The following is a 17,576-nucleotide window of genomic DNA, read 5'->3' as shown; positions in this document are numbered from 1 at the left end:
CTTTTGTCACGCAGAGGGCCGCCTAACCCGGATGCCAGCGTGAGAACGGCCTCACTGTGGCGGAGCGTGCCGGCCGTTCGCGGGCCGTAACAGCGACTGCCGCAGTTCGGCGCTGGCGTTAGTCCGCCCGTACTGGTCGAGGAAGCGGGTCAGGTGGTTGACGAACAACTCGCGGCTCGTCTCGTCCATGTCCGCGGCCATCTCGACGACCGCGGTCGTGAGTGGCGGCCCGGCGGGTGGCGGTCCGGGGTGGGCGGCGCCGTTGGCCGCGCGCACCCACTGGCCGAGGTGTTCGACCATGTCCGGGGCAGCCTCGGTGCGGTCCGGGTTCCGGGCCAGCCACCAGGCGGCGGCCGCGCTGGTGTCGCGCAGCACCTCCTGCTGGAAGTACCGGCTGCGATCGCGCTCCAGCTGGGACTCCAGGTCCCAGACCGCCTTGGCCAGCAACAGATCCTTGTACCGCTGCATCCGTTCCAGGGTGCCGTCGGCGATGGTCAGGGTCAGCTCTTCGGCGCGGGCCGCGATCCGTCCGGTCGGGTCCACCATGGATTCCCCGAGTTCGGCGTTCAACCGGATCTGCAGTGACACGTGGTGTCCTGGGTACCCGTTGGTGGTCACCGCGCTCACCCGTTGCAGGATCGCGTGTCGCGCGATCCCCTCCAGGTCCGGGTGGAAGCTCTTGCCCGCCAACACCTGCCAGTAGATCTGGCAGGTCAGGTGGAAGTCGACGCCCTGCACCGAACTGCGCACCTGCCAGTCCCGGACCTCGATTCCCCGCACCGGGTTCGGCGGCTCCGGCGGTGGCAGCTGCTGACCCGCTTTGCGCATCCAGGCCGTGAGCTGACCGAGACACCCCTGTGGCTCACCGGGACGGACTGGCTCAACCACTAACATTCCCCTCTTCACGGATCCGTGCCCAGGCGTCGTCCTGCGCGTCCTCGATCTTGTCGTCAACCCAGGCCAGCACCCATTCCCGTTGGTTGGCCGGGGTCTGCTCCGTCTCGTCGCCGACCCAGTCGGCGGCGATGCGCCGCAACACGGCCAGCAGCCGGTAGTCGCCGTCGCAGGCATCCACCAGCAGCTGCACCAGAACCGGCACCTTGTCACCGTCCACAATGGAGCCATCCACCAGTCGCAGCCACGCCCGCACCGCCTCGACGGCCTCGCCGGTGAGGCCATGTCCGAATGTGGCCCGCCAGCCGGCGTGCAGCAGGTCCCGAATGCCTGGTGTCGACCACAACGGCACCGACACGCCGTCCGGGGCGAACAGTTCCGGCGGGGCGGTCAGCGTGTGGAACACCGAGGAGTTGGCGAGCACCGCGTCGCCACGGGCCATCGCTTCGGTGACCCGCCGCAGGACCGAGAACCGGGCACTGGTCGTGACGGCCAGCTCCAGCAGCGCCGCGCGAGCATCGGCGACCACCGCGGAATCGTGGTGCGCCAACAGGTTCTGCAACATGGACAGGGCGAGTGGCAGATGGGATTCGTTCAGCAACTCGGCACAGGCTGTGATGATCATTCTGGCGCGATTGGCCGAACCGCTGGTCGCCCGGGACCAGTCGGCGAGCATCTGCCGGAAGTAGCCGCCGGAACCGCGGTCGAACACCGAAAGCCGGAGCGTGCTCAGCGCCAGCGGCACCACCCTCGGATTGGTGGAGTCCGCCCAATGCCGGGTGAGCCACCGCAGATCGGTCCGCTCGCCGGAGTTGAGGGTCAGCTCGGTGAACCGGTCGGCCATGCCGCGCCTGTCGGCGGCGGACATCATGGTGCGCGGCGCCGTGGGCAACTGCTCGACCCATCGGGTGAGCAGCTCGCGCAGACCTGGCAGCTCCCGCCACACGTGGTTCAGCACCGCTTCGCCGTAGGCCAGCTTGGTGAACCACACCCGGCCGGCCACCACCTGCGCGCCGACCAGGGTAAGCCGGTGCGTCAGCGGCTCGGCGGCCAGCGGGTGTTCCACTGAGATCGGATCACCCGCGTGGACGAGCAGGCTCGCGCACGCGTGGTGCACTGCTTCGAGACGGGTTCCCTCCAGCAACGCCGCGGCCACGATCAATGCCCGCCAGCGCGGATCGGTGTTGTCCTTGAACCGCTGGGTCAGTTCCTCCGCCCAGTTCCGATAGGCCGCCAGCGCGGTCTCCACCGTGTCGGTGAAGTCCCGGTGCCGGGGCAGTTCGGTGGTCAGCAGGTCGGCCAGCCGGGCCAGCTCAGCGGCGGGGTCCGCCCGGTGCACCACGCCGAGCCGGGGATCGTCGAGATCGGCGGGGGTGACGGCGATCCCGTTCTCTCGCAGGTGGCGCTCCAGCACCAGCCTCCGGTGGTGGGGGTCGAGGGCCACCGCGGCCAGCGACTCCCGGAACCAGTCGTCCACCCTGGCCGTGCCGCGTTCCGGGAGCACCACGGCCAGCGCGCCGTGCCGCTGCCGGACCTGGCCGGTGAGCATGCCGAGCAGCTCGCCCGCCCGCACCAGATCGGGTCCGTCCAGAGTGGACAGATCGAGCAGGAGTCGTTCTGCCTCACCGACGTCCATGGGGTCGAAGATGGCCGCCTCGCCGGGAATCACGGAGATCTCCCGGATGTCACCGGCCACGTCCACATCGGCGAGCAGCATGATCGCCGCGCTCCGGCGGCCGGACCCCGGGGAGCCGTGCACGAACACGGTCCGCCCGAGGTCCAGCCGACCGGCCGCCTCGCCAAAACCCCTCGGTTCGACGAAACGGGCCCGCAACCAGGTCACCTGCTCCGCCGACACCCAGCGATGCCGTTGGGCCTGCCGGTCGTCCAATTCCTCGCGGAACTGGTTGTAGTTGATGATCTGGATGCCGCTGCCGGCCTGCACGGGACCGTCGTTGCCTGCCAGCACCTGGCCGCTGACGTTGTGCAGATCGCCCATGCCACCCCGGCCGCGGTCCGCGAAGGACGGCTCGGTCACGGTCGCCGTCCCCGCTTCCGGCGCGGCGCGGACTGGTGGATGCCCCCGGTGAACTCGGAGTTGTGCACCGCCAGGCCGGGATCCCCGATGATCTGCTGGCCGTCGCCGGTCTGTACCGCCCCGTCATTGCCCGCGATGATCGTGCCGCTGACCTCGTGCAGGTCGCCCATGCCACCGCGGCTCCGGTTCCCCTCGGCGGCGGGAGCTGCCGGGGTGGGCGGGGTCTCCGTCGGCGAGGTCACCGGTGCTGTCCCGGGGACCAGGCCGTTGGCCAGGGCGTCGCCCGAGGATCGGGGCAGGTACAGGTACGCGGTGCCCTGGTACTGCTTGATCCGCACCTCGGCCGGGGTGAACTCGCTGGCCTGCACTCGGGTGTAGCCGGCCCGCACCACGTCGGTGAACACCCGCTCGGACAGAATCGCGGCCACGAAGGTGAGCATCGGGTTGGTCCGCTCCAGCAGCTCCTTCAACGCCGGCGCGTCCACCAGGCGGTGCGCCTCGACCCGGTGCGCGCCCTTGCCGTCGCCGAGCAGGTTGTGGCCGGTGTCGGTGAGCGGGCCGACGCTGAGACTGACCCGCATGCGCACCGGGGTGCGGGCCGCAGCGCCGGTGGCCAGCTCATGCCGGCCGGCCAGCTCCTGCTGCAGTCCGGTCAGGAACGGGTCGATCAGCAGAGGCAGCCGCCGCGGGTCCAGGCCCACCGCGTAGCCGTCGCCGGTGCTGTCGTGAAAGCTCTTCTCCGCCCACACCTCCGGGCGGCCGATGCGGGCGAAGGTGGCGGCCAGGATCTCCGGCACCTGCTCGCTCAGCGACTGGTGCTCGACGCCCTGGTAACCGCTGTAGTCCTTGATGTCGACCACGAGCACCGCGCGATACGGCGGCAGGTCACTGGGCTGGTGCTGGGACATGCTGATGGCTCCGTGGTGTCGCCGAAGGTGGTGGCCGAGGCCGGTACAGGCACAGCGTCGCCGGGCCCAGCGACGGATTTTGTCCACCGCTGGACACAATTGGCGTGACTGGGGTCACAGATCATCAGGATCGTGACAGGACCGGTTCGCGCGTTCGCGCAGCCGGACCGGGTCGGCGACCCGCAGCCGCGGGCCCCGGCCGAGCACGCCGGTCGAACGCAGCTCGGCGATCACCGTGGCGACTTTGCTGCGGGACAGGCCGAGATCGGTGGCCAGCTCCTGCTGGGTGAACGGCAGTCGTCGCGGGTCGGCCAGCCGGGGACCGGCCAGGTCCAGGGTGTCGGCCAGCAGTCGCGCGATCCGCGCGCCTGGCCGAGCGTGCACCAGCCGGGTGCGGTTGGCCACGCTTTCCCGCAACTTGCCGTAGGAGTAGTCCAGCACCTTGCCGGTCAGCCCGTGCCTGCTGACGAAGCGGTCGAACTCGGTCGAGCCGATCCGGTGCGCGAAGCAGGGATCCACCGCGAGCACGGTGGCGCTGCGCGGCGTCGACCCGGTCCTGGCGAGTTCGCCGACCAGGTCTCCCGGTCCGCGGACGGCCATCAGCAACTGCTCGCCGTCCTCGTCCCGGTGCAGCACCTTGATCCGGCCCTCGGTCACCGCGAACAGGAAATCGTCGCAACCGCCCTGGCGGACCAGTTCCGCCCGAGGTGGGAACCGGTGCGGTCGGCCCAGACCGAGCAGCTCGGCCCAGGTGGCCTCGCCGGTCATCTGCCGGAAGCCCCGGTGCGGATTCACGGGCGGTGCTGGGGCAGATGGAGGTACGCGGTGCCGTGGTACTGCTTCACCCGCACCTCGGTCCTGGTGAACTCCGCCGGTGTCAGCCGGGTGTAGCCGGCCCGCACCACATCGGTGAACACCCGGTCGGACAGGATCGCGGCGACAAAGCCGACGCCGGGTTCGGTGCGGCACAGCAGGTTGCGCACGGACTGGGCGCTGACCAGGTTGTGCGCCTCGCCCCTGGCGGTGGCCTGGGGGGACTCGGCGAGTGGGCCGACGCTGAGGCTGATCCGTAAACGCAGTGGGTGGCGCAGGGCGGGGCCGTGCGCGCTGCGGTGCCGGAAGGCGAGTTCCTGGTGCAGGCCCTGGAGGTAGGGATCGATCAGCAGGGGCAGGTGCTGGGTGTCCAGGGCCAGGGTGTGGCCGTCGGCGGTGCTGTCCTGGAAGGTCAGCTCCTGCCACAGGCCGGGGTGGCCGATGCGGGCGAAGGTCGCGCACAGCACCTCGGGCACCGCCTCATCCGGTGGCCGCGGCGGTCCCTGGCCGCCGTGGTCCCGGCTGTCCGCGACCAGCACAGCCCGGTAGGGCGGCAACGGTGGCGGCTGGTGCTGGCTCATCCTGGTGCTCCGGGAACTTCGGCGGCGGAGTCGGGCGGGCACAGACTGCTCCTGATGATCACGACAGTCTGTCCAGAACCGCACATCCGCGGCGTGACCGTGCTCACAGTGATGGGGATCGTGACCGAGCCGGTGCGGGAAGCCTAGATCTCCACCGGTAGCGCGTGCAGTGAGTGGCTGCGCCAGGACGGCCGCCAGCGCAGGTCGTCCGCGCTGACCGCCAGCCGCAGCTTGGGGAAGCGCCGCACCAGCGCGGTGATCGTCTCCTCGGCCTCGATCCGGGCCAGTGGCGCGGCCGGGCAGTGGTGCGGGCCGTGGCCGAAGGCCAGGTGCGGGTTGTGGCCGCGGCGCAAATCCAGGCGGTCCGGCTCGGCGAAGCAGGTCTGGTCCCGGTTGGCCGAGTTGATCGCCAGCAGCACGGTGTCGCCTGCCGGGATGGTCGTGTCGCCTAACTCGATGTCTTCTATGGGAAAGCGGCGGATGGCGAACTGGTAGGGCTGGTCGTAGCGCAGCAGCTCCTCCACCGCCTGCGCCGGGTCCACCTCGCCCTCGCGCAGCAGCGCCAGCTGCTCCGGATGCCGCAGCAGTGCAAGCACCCCGTTGCCGATCAGGTGCACCGGGTTCTCGTATCCGGTCCACAGCAACAGGAACGCCAGCGACACCAGCTCGTCCTCGCTGACCCGCTCCCCACTGTCCTTTGCGGACACCAGCGCGGACAGCAGGTCCTCGGCAGGCCGTTTCCGCTTCTCCGCCACCAGATGCACCAGGAACGCCTGCATGTTCCCGATCGCCTTGACCGCCGCGCCCGGATCGTCCGGGTCGGGCGCGATCAGCGTGGTGGTCCAGCCGTCGAAGTCGTGCCGTCCCGCCTCGGGCACGCCGAGCAGGTCGCCGATCACCTTCAGCGGCAATGGGAACGCCAGGTCGGCGAGCACGTCGCCACCGCCCTGCACCGCGATCCGGTCCAGCAGCCGCGCGGTCTCGGCCTGGATCATCGGGCGCATCGCGGCCATCCGGCGCGGGGTGAACGCGGCGGTGACCAGCCTGCGCAGCCGGGTGTGGTCGGGGGCGTCCAGGTTGAGCAGGTTGGCATCCAGCGCGGGCGGCAGCGCGAAGCCGCGGTAGCCGGTGCCGCTGGAGTTGCGCTTGCTCACCGACAATCGCGGATCGGCCAGCGCCGCGCGCACGTCGTACTCCCGGCTGACCAGCCACACCGGCGCGCCGTCCGGGGTGCGCGCGGGCACCGCGGCGGCCTCGGCCCGCCAGGCCGCGTAGGCCGGGTACGGGTCGGCGAAGAACGCCTGGTCGAACGGGCAGGCCGGGATGGTCACGCGTGCTCCCTGCTGGTCTCGGCGAGCACGGCGGCCACCACCGGCGACCCGGAGAACGCCCTGGACACCTGACGCAGCCAGGAAAGTTCCTCGGCGAGATCACCCACCCCGTCCGAGCCCACCGACCCCGAGTGCTCTGGCCGGTACCCCTCGGCCTGATCCCGCAACGCGACCCGCAACCGGGCCGCCTCCACCACGACATCCAGCTCAGACCCGCGCAACCCGGCCTCGGTCCCGATTCGCCGCGCGGTCTCCGCCACCGCCGGATCCAGGTACGGTCGCAGCGCGAGCTGCCCGTCCCGGATCTCGATCACCTTGCGGTACAACCGGAAGTCCAGTTTCTGCCGCTGCCCGCCACCCAGCGGGTCGATCAGCGCGATATCCGGCGCGGACCGGTACAGGGCCTGCCACAGGGGAGTCAGCTCGCGCAGCGCCCGCCGCCGGTCCAGCGCGCCCAGCGCCACCGACAACCGCGGCCCCCACCCCGGAATGGTCCAGCCCACCACCTTCAACAGCGCGGCCAGCCCGATGCACACCTGCACCACCGGCTCCCACCACTGTCCGGTGTAGTCGAACAACGCGGCCACCAGGTCGCCGGTCCGCCCCGCCGAGTACACCAGCCCCAAGGCAGACGATGCCGCCGCCAGCCGCAGCCCACGCCGCAACCAGGGCCGCCCCGCGACCTTCGCGTACCGCCAGCACAGCCGCATCACATCGGCCTGCCCCAACGTGTAAGCACCCAGGTACAGCACCAGATACACCTGGTAGTACGGCGACCGCACCAGCGCCAGCACGTACTCGTGATCCTGCGGCTCAGTAGCCAGCGCCAGCACGTACAACACCGCCATCGCGGCCAGCACTAGGCTGTACAGCCACAACCGATACCGGATCCGCGGCCAGGCCACCTCAGCAGGCGCGGACCACCGCAGCACCACACTCAACTGGGCCATGGTCAGCAGAATCACCATGCCCTGATTGATGATCCCGCCGATGTTGGGCACACCCAGCACCCGGTCGACCCAGGCCCACACCACCGGAATGAACAGCGTGTAGGTGACCGTCAGCACCGCGAACGTGGCGCACAACGCGAGCAGCCCAGGCTCCCGCCGGTCACGCCGAAGATCGCGCAGCTTGTACAGCAGCGCGATGAAGGAGACCAGCGCGCACAGTGGCGGCAGGATCAGGCTGACGGCGTCCAGGTCAGGGCACCGTTCGCTCAAGCGCGCGTTCGATCCGGCGCACCAGTTCCGCGGCCTCCGGGGGCACCGGCCGCACCGGTTCGGCCACCCACGAACTGGTCCGCTGGATGATCATCGACGCGATGATCTCGGCCTGCTGCTCCTCCACCGCCGAATAGCAGCCCCGCCCGAGCACTCGGCGCACCATGGCCGGGTCAAGCGAAGGCATCAGCAGCCGGGAGGCATCCGGGGTGAGCACCGGTGCCGCGTGGTGATCGCACAGCAGGTGCCCCAGCTCGTGCAGCACGATGTGCCGCTGGTGCAGCGGCGAGGTGTCGGCCTCGAAGAAGATGTAGTCGGCGGGCTCGGTGTTGATCCACAACCCACACGGCCCGCCAGTCGGCAGGCTGATCGGCGCCAGGAAGATCGGCCGCCCCCGGTCGCCGCCGATCCGGTCGCACAGCACCTGCACGTCAAAGGGCTGGGGCAGATCCAGCCCGTTCACGATCGCTGTGCATTCCCGGTATGTGCGCCGCAACCCCGAGTCGCCTTCCCGCCTGACGTCCCCGCGACGCCACCTGGCGACCTTCATTCTGTCGGGGACTCATCCGGCCGTCGAGGGCCGTCCGTCTCCTTCAACCGCCGAGCCTGCTCAACAGCAGCGCCGATCAGATCAAGCAGCTCAGGCAACGAGGCAGACTCCATCGGCGCGGTAGACCGCAACGCCACCTTCTGCGCCCCCGCATCCTTCAACCGACTCAACAACCCCAGCTCAGCCCGGGTCCGCTCAGCGATCTGCTCATCCACGAAGTACCCCAAAGGCACCCCAAAGAACGAGGCCAACGTAGCCATAGTCTCCACCGTCGGGTTCGCCCGAGGCGACAACAACGCATAAATCCCCGACTGCGACAACCCAGTCCCCGCCGCCACCTCGGCCGGGGTGTGCGGCCCCGCCGGATGCTGTTCCAGCAGATACCGCAACCGCTCCACGAAGGCGGACCGCGCAGCCGTGACCCCATCGGACGCCCGCTGCCCCGGCACTTCCCGCTCTTCCACGACCCACCTCCCTTAGAACACTGAAGTGGAAACTAGCACCATCCCGTTCCACTGTGTTGCAAAAGCGCTCGTTTTGACCCTAAGCTGCGACACGTGAGTCCCGCAGCACCGGGCCTCACCAGACGGGGCGACTCCCCGCACCAAGCGACTGGGGGTCGCTTGCGTGCCCGGAGTCGCCCCGTTCGCACAAACAAGAGCAAGCAATCCATTACCCAGCAAGGCAATCCGACGGCGAAGCCGAGTGACCACAGAGGCTGACGGATCGAGGTCCCGAACACGGGGACGCGGATCGAGGTCCCGGACATGTGGGCGGGGGTCCGGGGGCGGAGCCCGCCGGTCGGGGCCTGGGGGCTGAGCCCCCAGAAGACATCAATGAGTGAACTCGGCGAGCGCTCCGCGCGAGCAGAGTTCACTCATGAACGATGCGAGGTCGCCGGCCGGGACCTAGGGGGGAGGAAGTCGCGGCCGGCGACCTGGGCGCAGGAAGACGGATAGAACGCCTTCCCCGCATCGACTTGACGCGTTCCGTCCGCCCGGGGGGATGGAACGGACGATCGCGCAGTCAGGGGCAGGATGGCAAAACTCGGGCCGAAGCACAACTGAGGGCACCCATCAGAGCTAGTGGGGTCGGCAGGTTGGACCCGCCCGAGTGGCCTTACAGCGTTGGAAAAAGTCCCATCACCCGAGGACGAACTCCGCGAGCTGCGGGATGTGCTGGGTCTGCATGGTGTTGATCGAGAACGTAGTGATCACCGTCTCTTTCCAGCGCTGGATCTCCTCGCGCACCTTCGGCATCGGTCCGATGATGGCGAAGTCCTCGACCATGGCGGTGGGCACCGCGGCGATGGCGGCCTGTTTGTCCCCGGCCAGATAAAGATCTTGGATGCGCTCGCACTCGTCGTGCCAGCCCGCCTTGGCGATCACGTTGTGGTGATAGTTGAGCCCCTTGGCCCCCATCCCGCCCGCGTACAGCGCCAGCACCGGCCGCAACCAGTCCGCCGCGGCCTCCACGTCATCGTGCACGATGATCGAGTAAGGCCCGCCCACCACCTCGAACGTCTCCGCCGTATGCCTCGCGCCCTCCCGCGCCCACCCCTCTTCCAGGGACACCCGGAACTCGTCGCTCGTCTTGGGCGACAACCACAACGGCAGCCACCCGTCGGCGATCTCCGCCGCCAGCGCCACGTTCTTCGGACCCTCCGCCGCCAGGAAAATCGGGATATCGGTCCGCAAAGGGTGCAAAGTCGACTTCAACGCCTTGCCCAGCCCGCTGCCCCCGGCCAGCGGCAGCTGGAAGTGCTTGCCTTCATAGGTCACCGGCCCCTCCCGGGCGATGACCTTGCGCATGATCTCGATGTACTCCCTGGTCCGCTCCAGTGGCCGCGGATACGGCACCCCGTACCAGCCCTCCACGACCTGCGGGTTGCTCGCGCCGATGCCGATGATCGCCCGCCCGTTGGACAGGTGGTCCAGGGTCATCGCCGCCATCGCCAGGGTGGTCGGCGGCCGGGCGGCCATCTGCGCGATCCCGGTGCCCAGCTTGACCCGGTTGGTGCTCGCGCCCCACCAGGCCAGCGGGGTCAGCACATCGCTGCCGTAGGCCTCGGCGGTCCACACCGACTCGAAGCCCAGCTCGTCGGCGATCTGGATGATCTTCGCGGCGTCGGCGGGCGGGCCGGCGCTCCAGTAACCCACTGTGGCTGCAACCTTCATGGGGTCACGTTAGGGGTTTGCGCTTAGGCTGACCGGGTGGAGCAGGCCACCCAGGTGATCGGACTGCCGCCGCCCCGGCTGCGCCCGCTGGTCAACCGCTACATCGGCTACCACTACCGGTCCGCGCCGGGAGTGCACCGCGGCCTGCCCTCCAGCAAGCTCACTTTCATCGCCACCGTCACCGGCACCATCGACCTGCGTGCGCCGGACGGCCCGCCGCGCCGCTACGCAGCCTTGGTCGGCGGCCTGCACGAGACCCCGGTGACCATCGAGCACGACGGCCTCCAGCACGGCATCGAGGCCGATCTGACCCCCCTGGGCGCCAGGGCCCTGTTCGGCCTGCCCGCTGGCGAACTGGCCGGGCTGGACGTGCACCTGGGCGACCTGCTGGGCCCTCCAGCCACCGAACTGCTGGATCGACTGCGCACGGCGGGCACCTGGACCGACCGGTTCGCCTGCTTCACCGACATCCTGGACCGGGTCGCCCGCCCGGCCGCGATCCCCGCGCCCGAACTGGGCTGGGCCTGGCGGCGGCTCACCGCCGCGCCTTCCGCGGTGGCGGTGGCCGAACTGGCCGCCGAGGTCGGCTGGAGCCGCCAGCACCTGCGCACCCGGTTCCAGCGCGAGTTCGGCGTCAGCCCCAAGGTGCTGGCCAGGGTGGTGCGCTTCCAGCACGCCCGCGACCTGCTGATCCGCCCGGATCGTCCCGCGCTGGCCGAGATCGCCGCCCGCACCGGGTACGCCGACCAGGCCCATTTCAGCCGGGACTGGCGGGCCTTCAGCGGCCTGTCGCCAACGGTCTGGCTGGCCGAGGAGCTTCCATTCGCTCAAGACCCGGACCCGGACCGGCCGCCAGTCTGAGCGCATGACGACTCCAGCTCCCACCGTGTGGCCCGGCCTCGCCTACACCGACGCCCCGGCCGCGATCCGCTTCCTCACCACCGCCTTCGGCTTCACCGAGACCCTGGTGGTGCCCGGCGAGGCCGACGGCGAGGTGGCGCACGCCGAACTCGGCTGGCCCGAGGGCGGCGGCGTCATGCTCGGCACCACCCGCGACAGCGAGGTCTGCTGGAGCGCCCACGGCTCGGTCTACGTGGTGACCGCGACACCGGATGAGGTGCTCGCCCGCGCCACCGCGGCCGGCGCCGAACTGGTGCGCGATATCGCCGACACCGACTACGGCTCCCGCGGGTTCACCGTGCGCGACCCCGAGGGCCATCTGTGGAGCTTCGGCAGCTACCCGGGGGCCTGAATGACAGACTGCTCGGCGTGCGAACAGGCGATCAGGTGGTGCAGGAACTGCCGTGGCGGTGGGGCACCCAGGGCACGATCTTCCTCATCGGCGGCCTCGGGTTCATGTTCGACGCCTGGGACGTGGCCCTCAACGGCTACCTGATCCCCCTGGTCGGCGCCGAGTGGAACCTGTCCACCGCCGAACGCGGCTGGGTCGGCACGTCCAACCTGATCGGCATGGCGGTGGGCGCCTTCGCCTGGGGCGGGATCGCCGACCTCGTGGGCCGCAAGAAAGCCTTCAGTCTCACGCTGCTGATGTTCTCTCTGTTCACCGTGGCGGGCGCGGCCTCCCCGGACTACGTGACCTTCTGCGTGTTCCGGTTCCTGGCCGGGATCGGGCTGGGCGGCTGCATCCCGGTGGACTACGCCCTGGTCGGCGAGTTCACCCCGGCAAAGGTCCGCGGCCGGGTGCTGACCGCGCTGGACATCTGGTGGCCGCTGGGCGCCACCCTGTGCGGACTGGTGTCCACCGCGTTGCTGCCGCTGCAGAACTGGCGATTGCTGCTGCTGGTCATGGTGCTGCCCGCGCTGCTGGTGTTCTGGGTGCGGCGCTCGGTGCCGGAATCGCCGATGTACCTGGTGCGCCGCGGCCGCGAACAGGAAGCCCGCGCGGTGATCGACGACCTGGTCCGGCGCACCGGGGCCACGCCGGAACCCTGGACACTGCCGGACAAACAGGACGTGCCCGCGCTGTCGGTGCGCGCCATGCTGAGCCAGTTCCGGGCACTGTGGACCTTCAGCGCCCGGATCACCTCGGCCATGTGGGCGGTCTTCCTCACCGTGTTCGTGCTCTACTACGGCGCGCTGACCTGGCTGCCCAGCATCCTGCGCGCCCAGGGGTACGGCGACTACGCGGCCTTCATGGTCACCACGCTGATGACCGCGGTTGGCACCCTCGGCGTGCTGATCTCAGCCTGGCTGGTGGAAGCGGTGGGGCGCAAGTGGGTCATCGGCCTCAGTGCCCCACTGGCCGCGTTCGCCCTGGTGCTCTTCGCCCTGCACCTGGACCTGCCCGCCAGCGCCTACACCTGGATCGCCGCCTACGGCCTGGTGATCCAGGTGACCATCCCGGCGCTGTACGCCTACGTCTCCGAGGTGTACCCGACCACGTTGCGCGCCAGCGGTTTCGGCTGGGCCTCCACGATCAGCCGGATCGGCGCCGGCTTCGTGCCGGTGATCTTCGGTTCGGTGCTGTGGCCGCTGCTCGGCCTGACCACCACCTTCCTGGTCGTCGGCGCTCTGGTCGGCCTCGCCGTGCTGTGGCTGGCCTTCGCCGCCCCGGAGACCCGCTCGCGCGAACTGGACCGCATCGCCTGACTTGAGCCCTCGGCCGCCGGATTCACCGGAAAGTGCGGCAGCGTCAGGGAATGGCACGCCTGGACCGGGTGAGGGGTTAGGCTCCCGCCGCACAGCACACCCGTCCGGGAAGGGAACTGCTTGCGCAGCCAGGTTCGGAGCCTCGTCGACTCAGCCCGCTTCCAGCAGCTCATCGTCGCCGTCATCGTGCTCAACGCGATCGTCCTCGGCCTGGAGACCGCGCCCGCGATGGCGCGCGAGTACGGGTCCATTATGGACACCATCGACCGGTGGGCGCTGGTGATTTTCGTGGTGGAGCTGGTGTTGCGGCTCTACGCGCACGGTCGTGACTTCTTCCGCGACCCGTGGAACTGCTTCGACCTGCTCGTGGTCACCGTCTCCCTGGCCCCGTTCGCGCACGGCTCCTCGGCGTTGCGCGCGCTGCGCGTCGTCCGGGTGCTGCGGCTGCTCTCGGTGCTGCCCAACCTGCGCCGGGTGGTGGCCGCGCTGCTCAGCGCGATCCCCGCGGTGCTCTCCATCGTCGCCGTGCTGAGCCTGCTGCTCTACGTCGCGGGAGTGATGGCCACCAACCTGTACAGCACCGCGCCCGGCGGCTACTTCACCGATCTGGGCTCCTCCATGCTGACCCTGTTCCAGATCATCACCGGCGACGCCTGGTCCGACGTCATGCGCGAGGTGATGACCGACGACCCGCTGGCCTGGATCTTCTTCGTCGGCTTCGTGCTGGTGGGCACCTTCACCGTGCTGAACCTGTTCATCGCCACCATGGTCAGCGCGATGGAGTCCCAGATCGCCTCGGAGCAGGAAGCGGCCATCCCGGAACCGCGCGCGGCCGAATCGGTGGATCAGGCGGTGCTGCTGGAACTCCGGGCGTTGCGGGCGGAGATCCGCGAGTTGCGCAGCGCCCGTGACTGACCCACCGCGGATCGGCGTCGCGCTGCCCCGCACCGGCCGCCTGACCCCGCTGGGCGACCCGCTGCACTATGTGGCCCAACACTTCCGCGCGCTGCGGCTGACCGCGCACGGTCGCCCGATCGAGTTCCGCACCGCAGCCCGCGCTCAGTCCACAGTGGACTGAGCGCGGGCTGCGGTGCGCGAACTGGCCCGCGACGGCGCGCGACTCGTCGTGGCCCTGGGCGGCACCACCGTGCTGCCGGCGCTCGCCGCCGCCACCGCGGAACTGGGCCTGACCTTCCTGTCCACCGCACTGCCCTGGCAGGTGCACCGCGCCACCTGCCCGCCGACGGCCTTCCACTTCTGCTGGGGCCTGGACGACATCGCCCGCACCTGCGCCGACCTCTGGTCCCGGATCCCCGGCGCCGACCCGGTCGGCCTGCTGTGGAACAACGGCCCGCAGGGCGCCGGCCAGCGGCAGCAGCGCGGCCACCGCGGCGAGCACGGTCAGGCGCAACCAGCGGCGGGAAGGGCTGGCGGGCATGACTTCTCCTCGGTTACTCATCACGGCGGCGTCTGTCCCATCTGGACCAGCGCGGTGCGGAAAGCGTCCGGGGCCACCGCGATCTGTCCGCGGAAGGGGTGATCCATCAGGTAGGTGAAGTACAGCGAGGCCGACACCAGCGCCGCCAGCACCGCGATCATCAACGCGTGCGGCAGGAAACCTGGCGGGCCGGAGAACAACGCGAACCCGATCACCAGGATGCCGCCGATGACCAGACCCACCCAGAAGAACCGCGGCACCGAGGGTCTCGCCTCGTTCAACCGCTCACGACGGGTGGTGTTGATCGTGTTGACCCGCTCGATCATCGCCGAGTACAGGCCCTCCTGGCGCGGGGTCGACACGTCGATGGACACGATCGCCCGGCACATCCGCCTGGCCGCGTCCTCCACCTGCGGACTGGCCTGCCCGGTGGCCAGCAACGGCCACTCCTCGGTGATCACCGCACGCGCGTAGGCCACGCTTCGATGTAGGTGTTGCGGCGGGCGGACTCCATGTCCTCCCACACCGCGACCACCACGAAGGCCACCAGGATCGCGTAGAAGGCGCCGACCGCGGCGAAGAAATGCCCGGACACATCGTGATAGCGGGCCCGTGACTCCCGGCTGACCGCCCGGTCCACCAGGTAGGCGGCCAGCACGCTGACGCCGATGGCGCCGCCCACCACGAGCAGGCTGTCCCACAGCACCAGCGCCCTGCCCGGTTCGGCTCTCGCCTGCCGAACCTAGGCGGCCGGATGCCGGGCCGGGTGTCCGCGCGTCGTTGTTCGCCCGACAGGCGGACCTGCTTCACCCGGGGGTGAGAGCGCCCCTCAGTTCACGTTGCCCAGGTGGGTGAGTTCGTGCTCGAAGTCGAACCACTCGTGCTCGCTGCCTGGGGCGACCAGCTCGTAGCTGCGGTTGAGGAAGTCGGCCAGCTCCTCGGCGTCGGCGGTGAACCGCGCGTGCCCGGCCGGGGTGGTGAACTCGATGACGACCTGGTCCACCTGGTCCAGGATCGGCCACATCCGCACATCGCCCTCGCCGCTGTCGCTGATCAGCCCGTCGGCCAGCAGATCGCGGGCGAGGATCCACTCCACGCTCTGACTGCCGCCGGGGTTGAACACGGCGCGCACCGCGTACGGGTCGGTGGTCGAGTACCCCAACTCGACCTCGACCGGCACCGGAGGCGCCACCAGCAGGTTGAACATCGTGGTGGTCTCGATCTCCGCGTGGTCCTCGCGCATGGCTGCTGCCCTTCCGTCTCGCCCGTCGCGTGCGGTGGGGGGACGTCTGAGGCTTCCCAGCTTTACGCGGTTCGGCGCGCATCACACCCATTCGTGCGAACGTTCGGGCAGAATGCCACGTCAGGACACCGGTTTGCCATTCACCTTCACATTGCCGAACACGGTCCGGTCCGCGTTCTTGATCGAGATGTTGGTGTCCTTGACCTCGGTGAACGTGCTGTTGGAGATCCGCACGTCCTGGATGTGGCTCTCCGCCAGGCCGTCCAGGCGCACCGCCCAGGGCGTGCCGCGCACGGTGAGCTGGTCCAACGTGACGTTGCGCACGGACGGGTTGGCGATCGGCCCGAACCCCGGCCCGGTGAGGCTGTAGTTCATGGTGATGAACACCGCACCCCGGTCGATCTTGTCCGCGGTGAGCCTGCGCACGTGCACACCGTCCACGGTGCCGCCGCGGCGCTTGTTGGTCTTGATGTAGACCGCGTGGAAGGTCTTGTAGTTCGGCCCCGGCCGGATGGTGATGTCCTGCGCGAAGACGTTGCGCACCCCGCCGGACATCTCACTGCCCACCGCGATCGCGCCCCACCGCCCCAGGAAGGTGCACTTCTCCACCACGATGTTCTCGCTGGGCACCCCGACCCGCCGCCCGTCGATGTCCCGCCCGGACTTGATCACGACCCCGTCGTCGCCGGTGTCGAAGGTGCACCCGGTGACGTGCACGTCCGAGCTGGCCTCCGGATCGACCCCGTCCACCATCCCGCCCCGGCTGTAGATGGTGACCCCGCGCACGGTGACGTTGCGGCACAACACCGGGTGCACCGTCCACATCGCCGGATTGCGGATGTCCAGGCCCTCCACCAGGGCATTCCGGCAGCGGTAGAACTGGATCATGTTCGGCTTGAGGAAGTGCCCACCGCCGAAGACCCGCCTGTCCGGCGCCACGTTGTCCAAGGCCTGCTTCTGCAGCTTCTCCCAGTCGGGCTGGCGCTTGGGGTCGAAGTCGAACCAGGGCCCGTTGGCGGCCTGCCCGTCGATACGCCCCGACCCGGTGAGCGCCACGTTGGTGGCCTCGTAGGCGTAGATGAAGGGGGAGTAGTTCATGCACTCGATCCCCTGCCACCGGGTACGCACCACCGGCAGGAACTTGGCGGGATCAGTGCTGAACCTGATTATACTGCCGGACTGTATATGCAGGTTCACGTTACTTGCCAGGTGGATGGCCCCGGTCAGGAACGTCCCCGGGGGCACGACCACCCGGCCGCCCCCGGCCTGCGCACAGGCCGCGATGGCAGCGCGGAACGCGGCGGTGTTGTCCGCCTTCCCGTCGCCCTTGCCGCCGTAACCGGTGACGGGGAAGTCGCGGGCGGGGAAGGTCGGCGGCACGATCCGGGCGAGGATCCCCGGCACCGCGTCCCACGGATCAGCCGCCTCGTCCAGCCCTGCCGCTTCGTCCAGCTCAGCCGCCTCGCTCAGCTCAGCTGCCTCGTCCAGTCCAGCTGCCTCGTCCAGTCCAGCTGCCTCGCCCAGCCCAGCCGAGGCGCGCGGCCCGGCCGTGGCGCCAGGCTCGGGCGCGGGGGCCGACTCACCAGCGTGCGCGAACGCCGCGCCGGGGAGCAGTAGGCCACCGGCGGCCAGCCCGGTCACCTTCAGGAAGTCCCGCCGAGACGGCCCCATCGCCCACTCTCCCTCCCGGGCTGGCGGCGACCCCGGCGTGGTGAATACGTTTTCATCCATCTTCGAGAGGTGGTCCCGCCCGGTCAATCCGCCGATAGTCGC

General features: G+C 69.8%; 18 protein-coding genes and 1 pseudogene. 6 read left to right on the top strand and 13 right to left on the bottom strand.

Translation table 11 applies throughout. The features are described from left to right. Nucleotides 1–51: 51 nt before the first annotated feature. From ACTOWY_RS01780 to ACTOWY_RS01735, 10 genes are all read right to left on the bottom strand, one after another. Nucleotides 52–828, bottom strand: coding sequence for a hypothetical protein (locus ACTOWY_RS01780; RefSeq protein WP_441307830.1), 777 nt, complete (start codon nt 826–828; stop codon nt 52–54). 52 nt (nt 829–880) lie between these two features. Beyond that, on the bottom strand, nt 881–2,932 hold the full coding sequence (locus ACTOWY_RS01775; RefSeq protein WP_441307829.1) for a hypothetical protein: 2,052 nt from the start codon (nt 2,930–2,932) through the stop codon (nt 881–883). After that, nucleotides 2,929–3,840 carry a hypothetical protein gene (locus ACTOWY_RS01770; RefSeq protein WP_441307828.1) on the bottom strand — a complete coding sequence of 304 codons (912 nt, stop codon included), beginning with the start codon at nt 3,838–3,840 and terminating at the stop codon, nt 2,929–2,931. Before ACTOWY_RS01770 ends, ACTOWY_RS01775 begins: the two co-directional genes overlap by 4 nt. Before the next feature lie 114 nt (nt 3,841–3,954). Next, nucleotides 3,955–4,635, bottom strand: coding sequence for a Crp/Fnr family transcriptional regulator (locus tag ACTOWY_RS01765; protein WP_441307827.1), 681 nt, complete (start codon nt 4,633–4,635; stop codon nt 3,955–3,957). After that, entirely contained in the window at nt 4,632–5,234 is a 603-nt protein-coding gene (locus ACTOWY_RS01760; RefSeq protein WP_441307826.1) for a hypothetical protein, read from the bottom strand. The genes ACTOWY_RS01765 and ACTOWY_RS01760 overlap by 4 nt, the downstream gene beginning before the upstream one ends. A 143-nt stretch (nt 5,235–5,377) precedes the next feature. After that, nucleotides 5,378–6,565: a cytochrome P450 family protein gene (locus tag ACTOWY_RS01755; protein ID WP_441307825.1), complete on the bottom strand. Its 1,188-nt coding sequence runs from the start codon at nt 6,563–6,565 to the stop codon at nt 5,378–5,380. Next, nucleotides 6,562–7,785 carry an MAB_1171c family putative transporter gene (locus tag ACTOWY_RS01750; RefSeq protein ID WP_441307824.1) on the bottom strand — a complete coding sequence of 408 codons (1,224 nt, stop codon included), beginning with the start codon at nt 7,783–7,785 and terminating at the stop codon, nt 6,562–6,564. Before ACTOWY_RS01750 ends, ACTOWY_RS01755 begins: the two co-directional genes overlap by 4 nt. Further along, entirely contained in the window at nt 7,766–8,248 is a 483-nt protein-coding gene (locus tag ACTOWY_RS01745; RefSeq protein WP_247757677.1) for an ImmA/IrrE family metallo-endopeptidase, read from the bottom strand. Before ACTOWY_RS01745 ends, ACTOWY_RS01750 begins: the two co-directional genes overlap by 20 nt. Nucleotides 8,249–8,331: 83 nt before the next feature. Next, nucleotides 8,332–8,799: a helix-turn-helix domain-containing protein gene (locus ACTOWY_RS01740; protein ID WP_441307823.1), complete on the bottom strand. Its 468-nt coding sequence runs from the start codon at nt 8,797–8,799 to the stop codon at nt 8,332–8,334. A 678-nt stretch (nt 8,800–9,477) separates the two neighbouring features. Beyond that, nucleotides 9,478–10,512 carry an LLM class F420-dependent oxidoreductase gene (locus ACTOWY_RS01735; RefSeq protein ID WP_441307822.1) on the bottom strand — a complete coding sequence of 345 codons (1,035 nt, stop codon included), beginning with the start codon at nt 10,510–10,512 and terminating at the stop codon, nt 9,478–9,480. Nucleotides 10,513–10,548: 36 nt separating this feature from the next. Between ACTOWY_RS01735 and ACTOWY_RS01730 the strand changes: the two genes are divergently transcribed. From ACTOWY_RS01730 to ACTOWY_RS01705, 6 genes are all read left to right on the top strand, one after another. Further along, nucleotides 10,549–11,373: a helix-turn-helix domain-containing protein gene (locus tag ACTOWY_RS01730; protein WP_441307821.1), complete on the top strand. Its 825-nt coding sequence runs from the start codon at nt 10,549–10,551 to the stop codon at nt 11,371–11,373. Between the two features lie 4 nt (nt 11,374–11,377). Next, on the top strand, nt 11,378–11,764 hold the full coding sequence (locus tag ACTOWY_RS01725; protein ID WP_441307820.1) for a VOC family protein: 387 nt from the start codon (nt 11,378–11,380) through the stop codon (nt 11,762–11,764). A 17-nt stretch (nt 11,765–11,781) separates the two neighbouring features. Beyond that, nucleotides 11,782–13,122, top strand: a complete 1,341-nt coding sequence (locus ACTOWY_RS01720; protein WP_441307819.1) for an MFS transporter — start codon at nt 11,782–11,784, stop codon at nt 13,120–13,122. A 120-nt stretch (nt 13,123–13,242) separates the two neighbouring features. Then, nucleotides 13,243–14,037: an ion transporter gene (locus ACTOWY_RS01715; RefSeq protein ID WP_441307818.1), complete on the top strand. Its 795-nt coding sequence runs from the start codon at nt 13,243–13,245 to the stop codon at nt 14,035–14,037. Continuing rightward, nucleotides 14,030–14,200 carry a hypothetical protein gene (locus ACTOWY_RS01710; protein WP_441307817.1) on the top strand — a complete coding sequence of 57 codons (171 nt, stop codon included), beginning with the start codon at nt 14,030–14,032 and terminating at the stop codon, nt 14,198–14,200. The genes ACTOWY_RS01715 and ACTOWY_RS01710 overlap by 8 nt, the downstream gene beginning before the upstream one ends. Nucleotides 14,201–14,212: 12 nt before the next feature. Beyond that, entirely contained in the window at nt 14,213–14,662 is a 450-nt protein-coding gene (locus tag ACTOWY_RS01705; protein ID WP_441307816.1) for a hypothetical protein, read from the top strand. Here the strand turns inward: ACTOWY_RS01705 and ACTOWY_RS01700 are convergent. The 3 genes and pseudogenes from ACTOWY_RS01700 to ACTOWY_RS01690 form a co-directional block, all read right to left on the bottom strand. Further along, nucleotides 14,581–15,200: pseudogene (locus ACTOWY_RS01700) on the bottom strand (bestrophin-like domain). The gene ACTOWY_RS01705 and the pseudogene ACTOWY_RS01700 overlap by 82 nt on opposite strands. Nucleotides 15,201–15,389: 189 nt before the next feature. Next, on the bottom strand, nt 15,390–15,803 hold the full coding sequence (locus ACTOWY_RS01695; RefSeq protein ID WP_441307815.1) for an SsgA family sporulation/cell division regulator: 414 nt from the start codon (nt 15,801–15,803) through the stop codon (nt 15,390–15,392). Between the two features lie 120 nt (nt 15,804–15,923). Further along, a complete protein-coding gene (locus ACTOWY_RS01690; RefSeq protein ID WP_441307814.1) occupies nt 15,924–17,474 on the bottom strand; it encodes a glycosyl hydrolase family 28 protein in 1,551 nt (516 codons plus the stop codon). Nucleotides 17,475–17,576: the final 102 nt, after the last annotated feature.

Origin of the sequence: Crossiella sp. CA198 (assembly GCF_052078295.1) — a bacterium.
Lineage (GTDB): Bacteria > Actinomycetota > Actinomycetes > Mycobacteriales > Pseudonocardiaceae > Crossiella.
The sequence above is the reverse complement of the archived record's forward strand: the minus strand, read 5'-3'. Positions and strand labels throughout refer to the sequence as shown.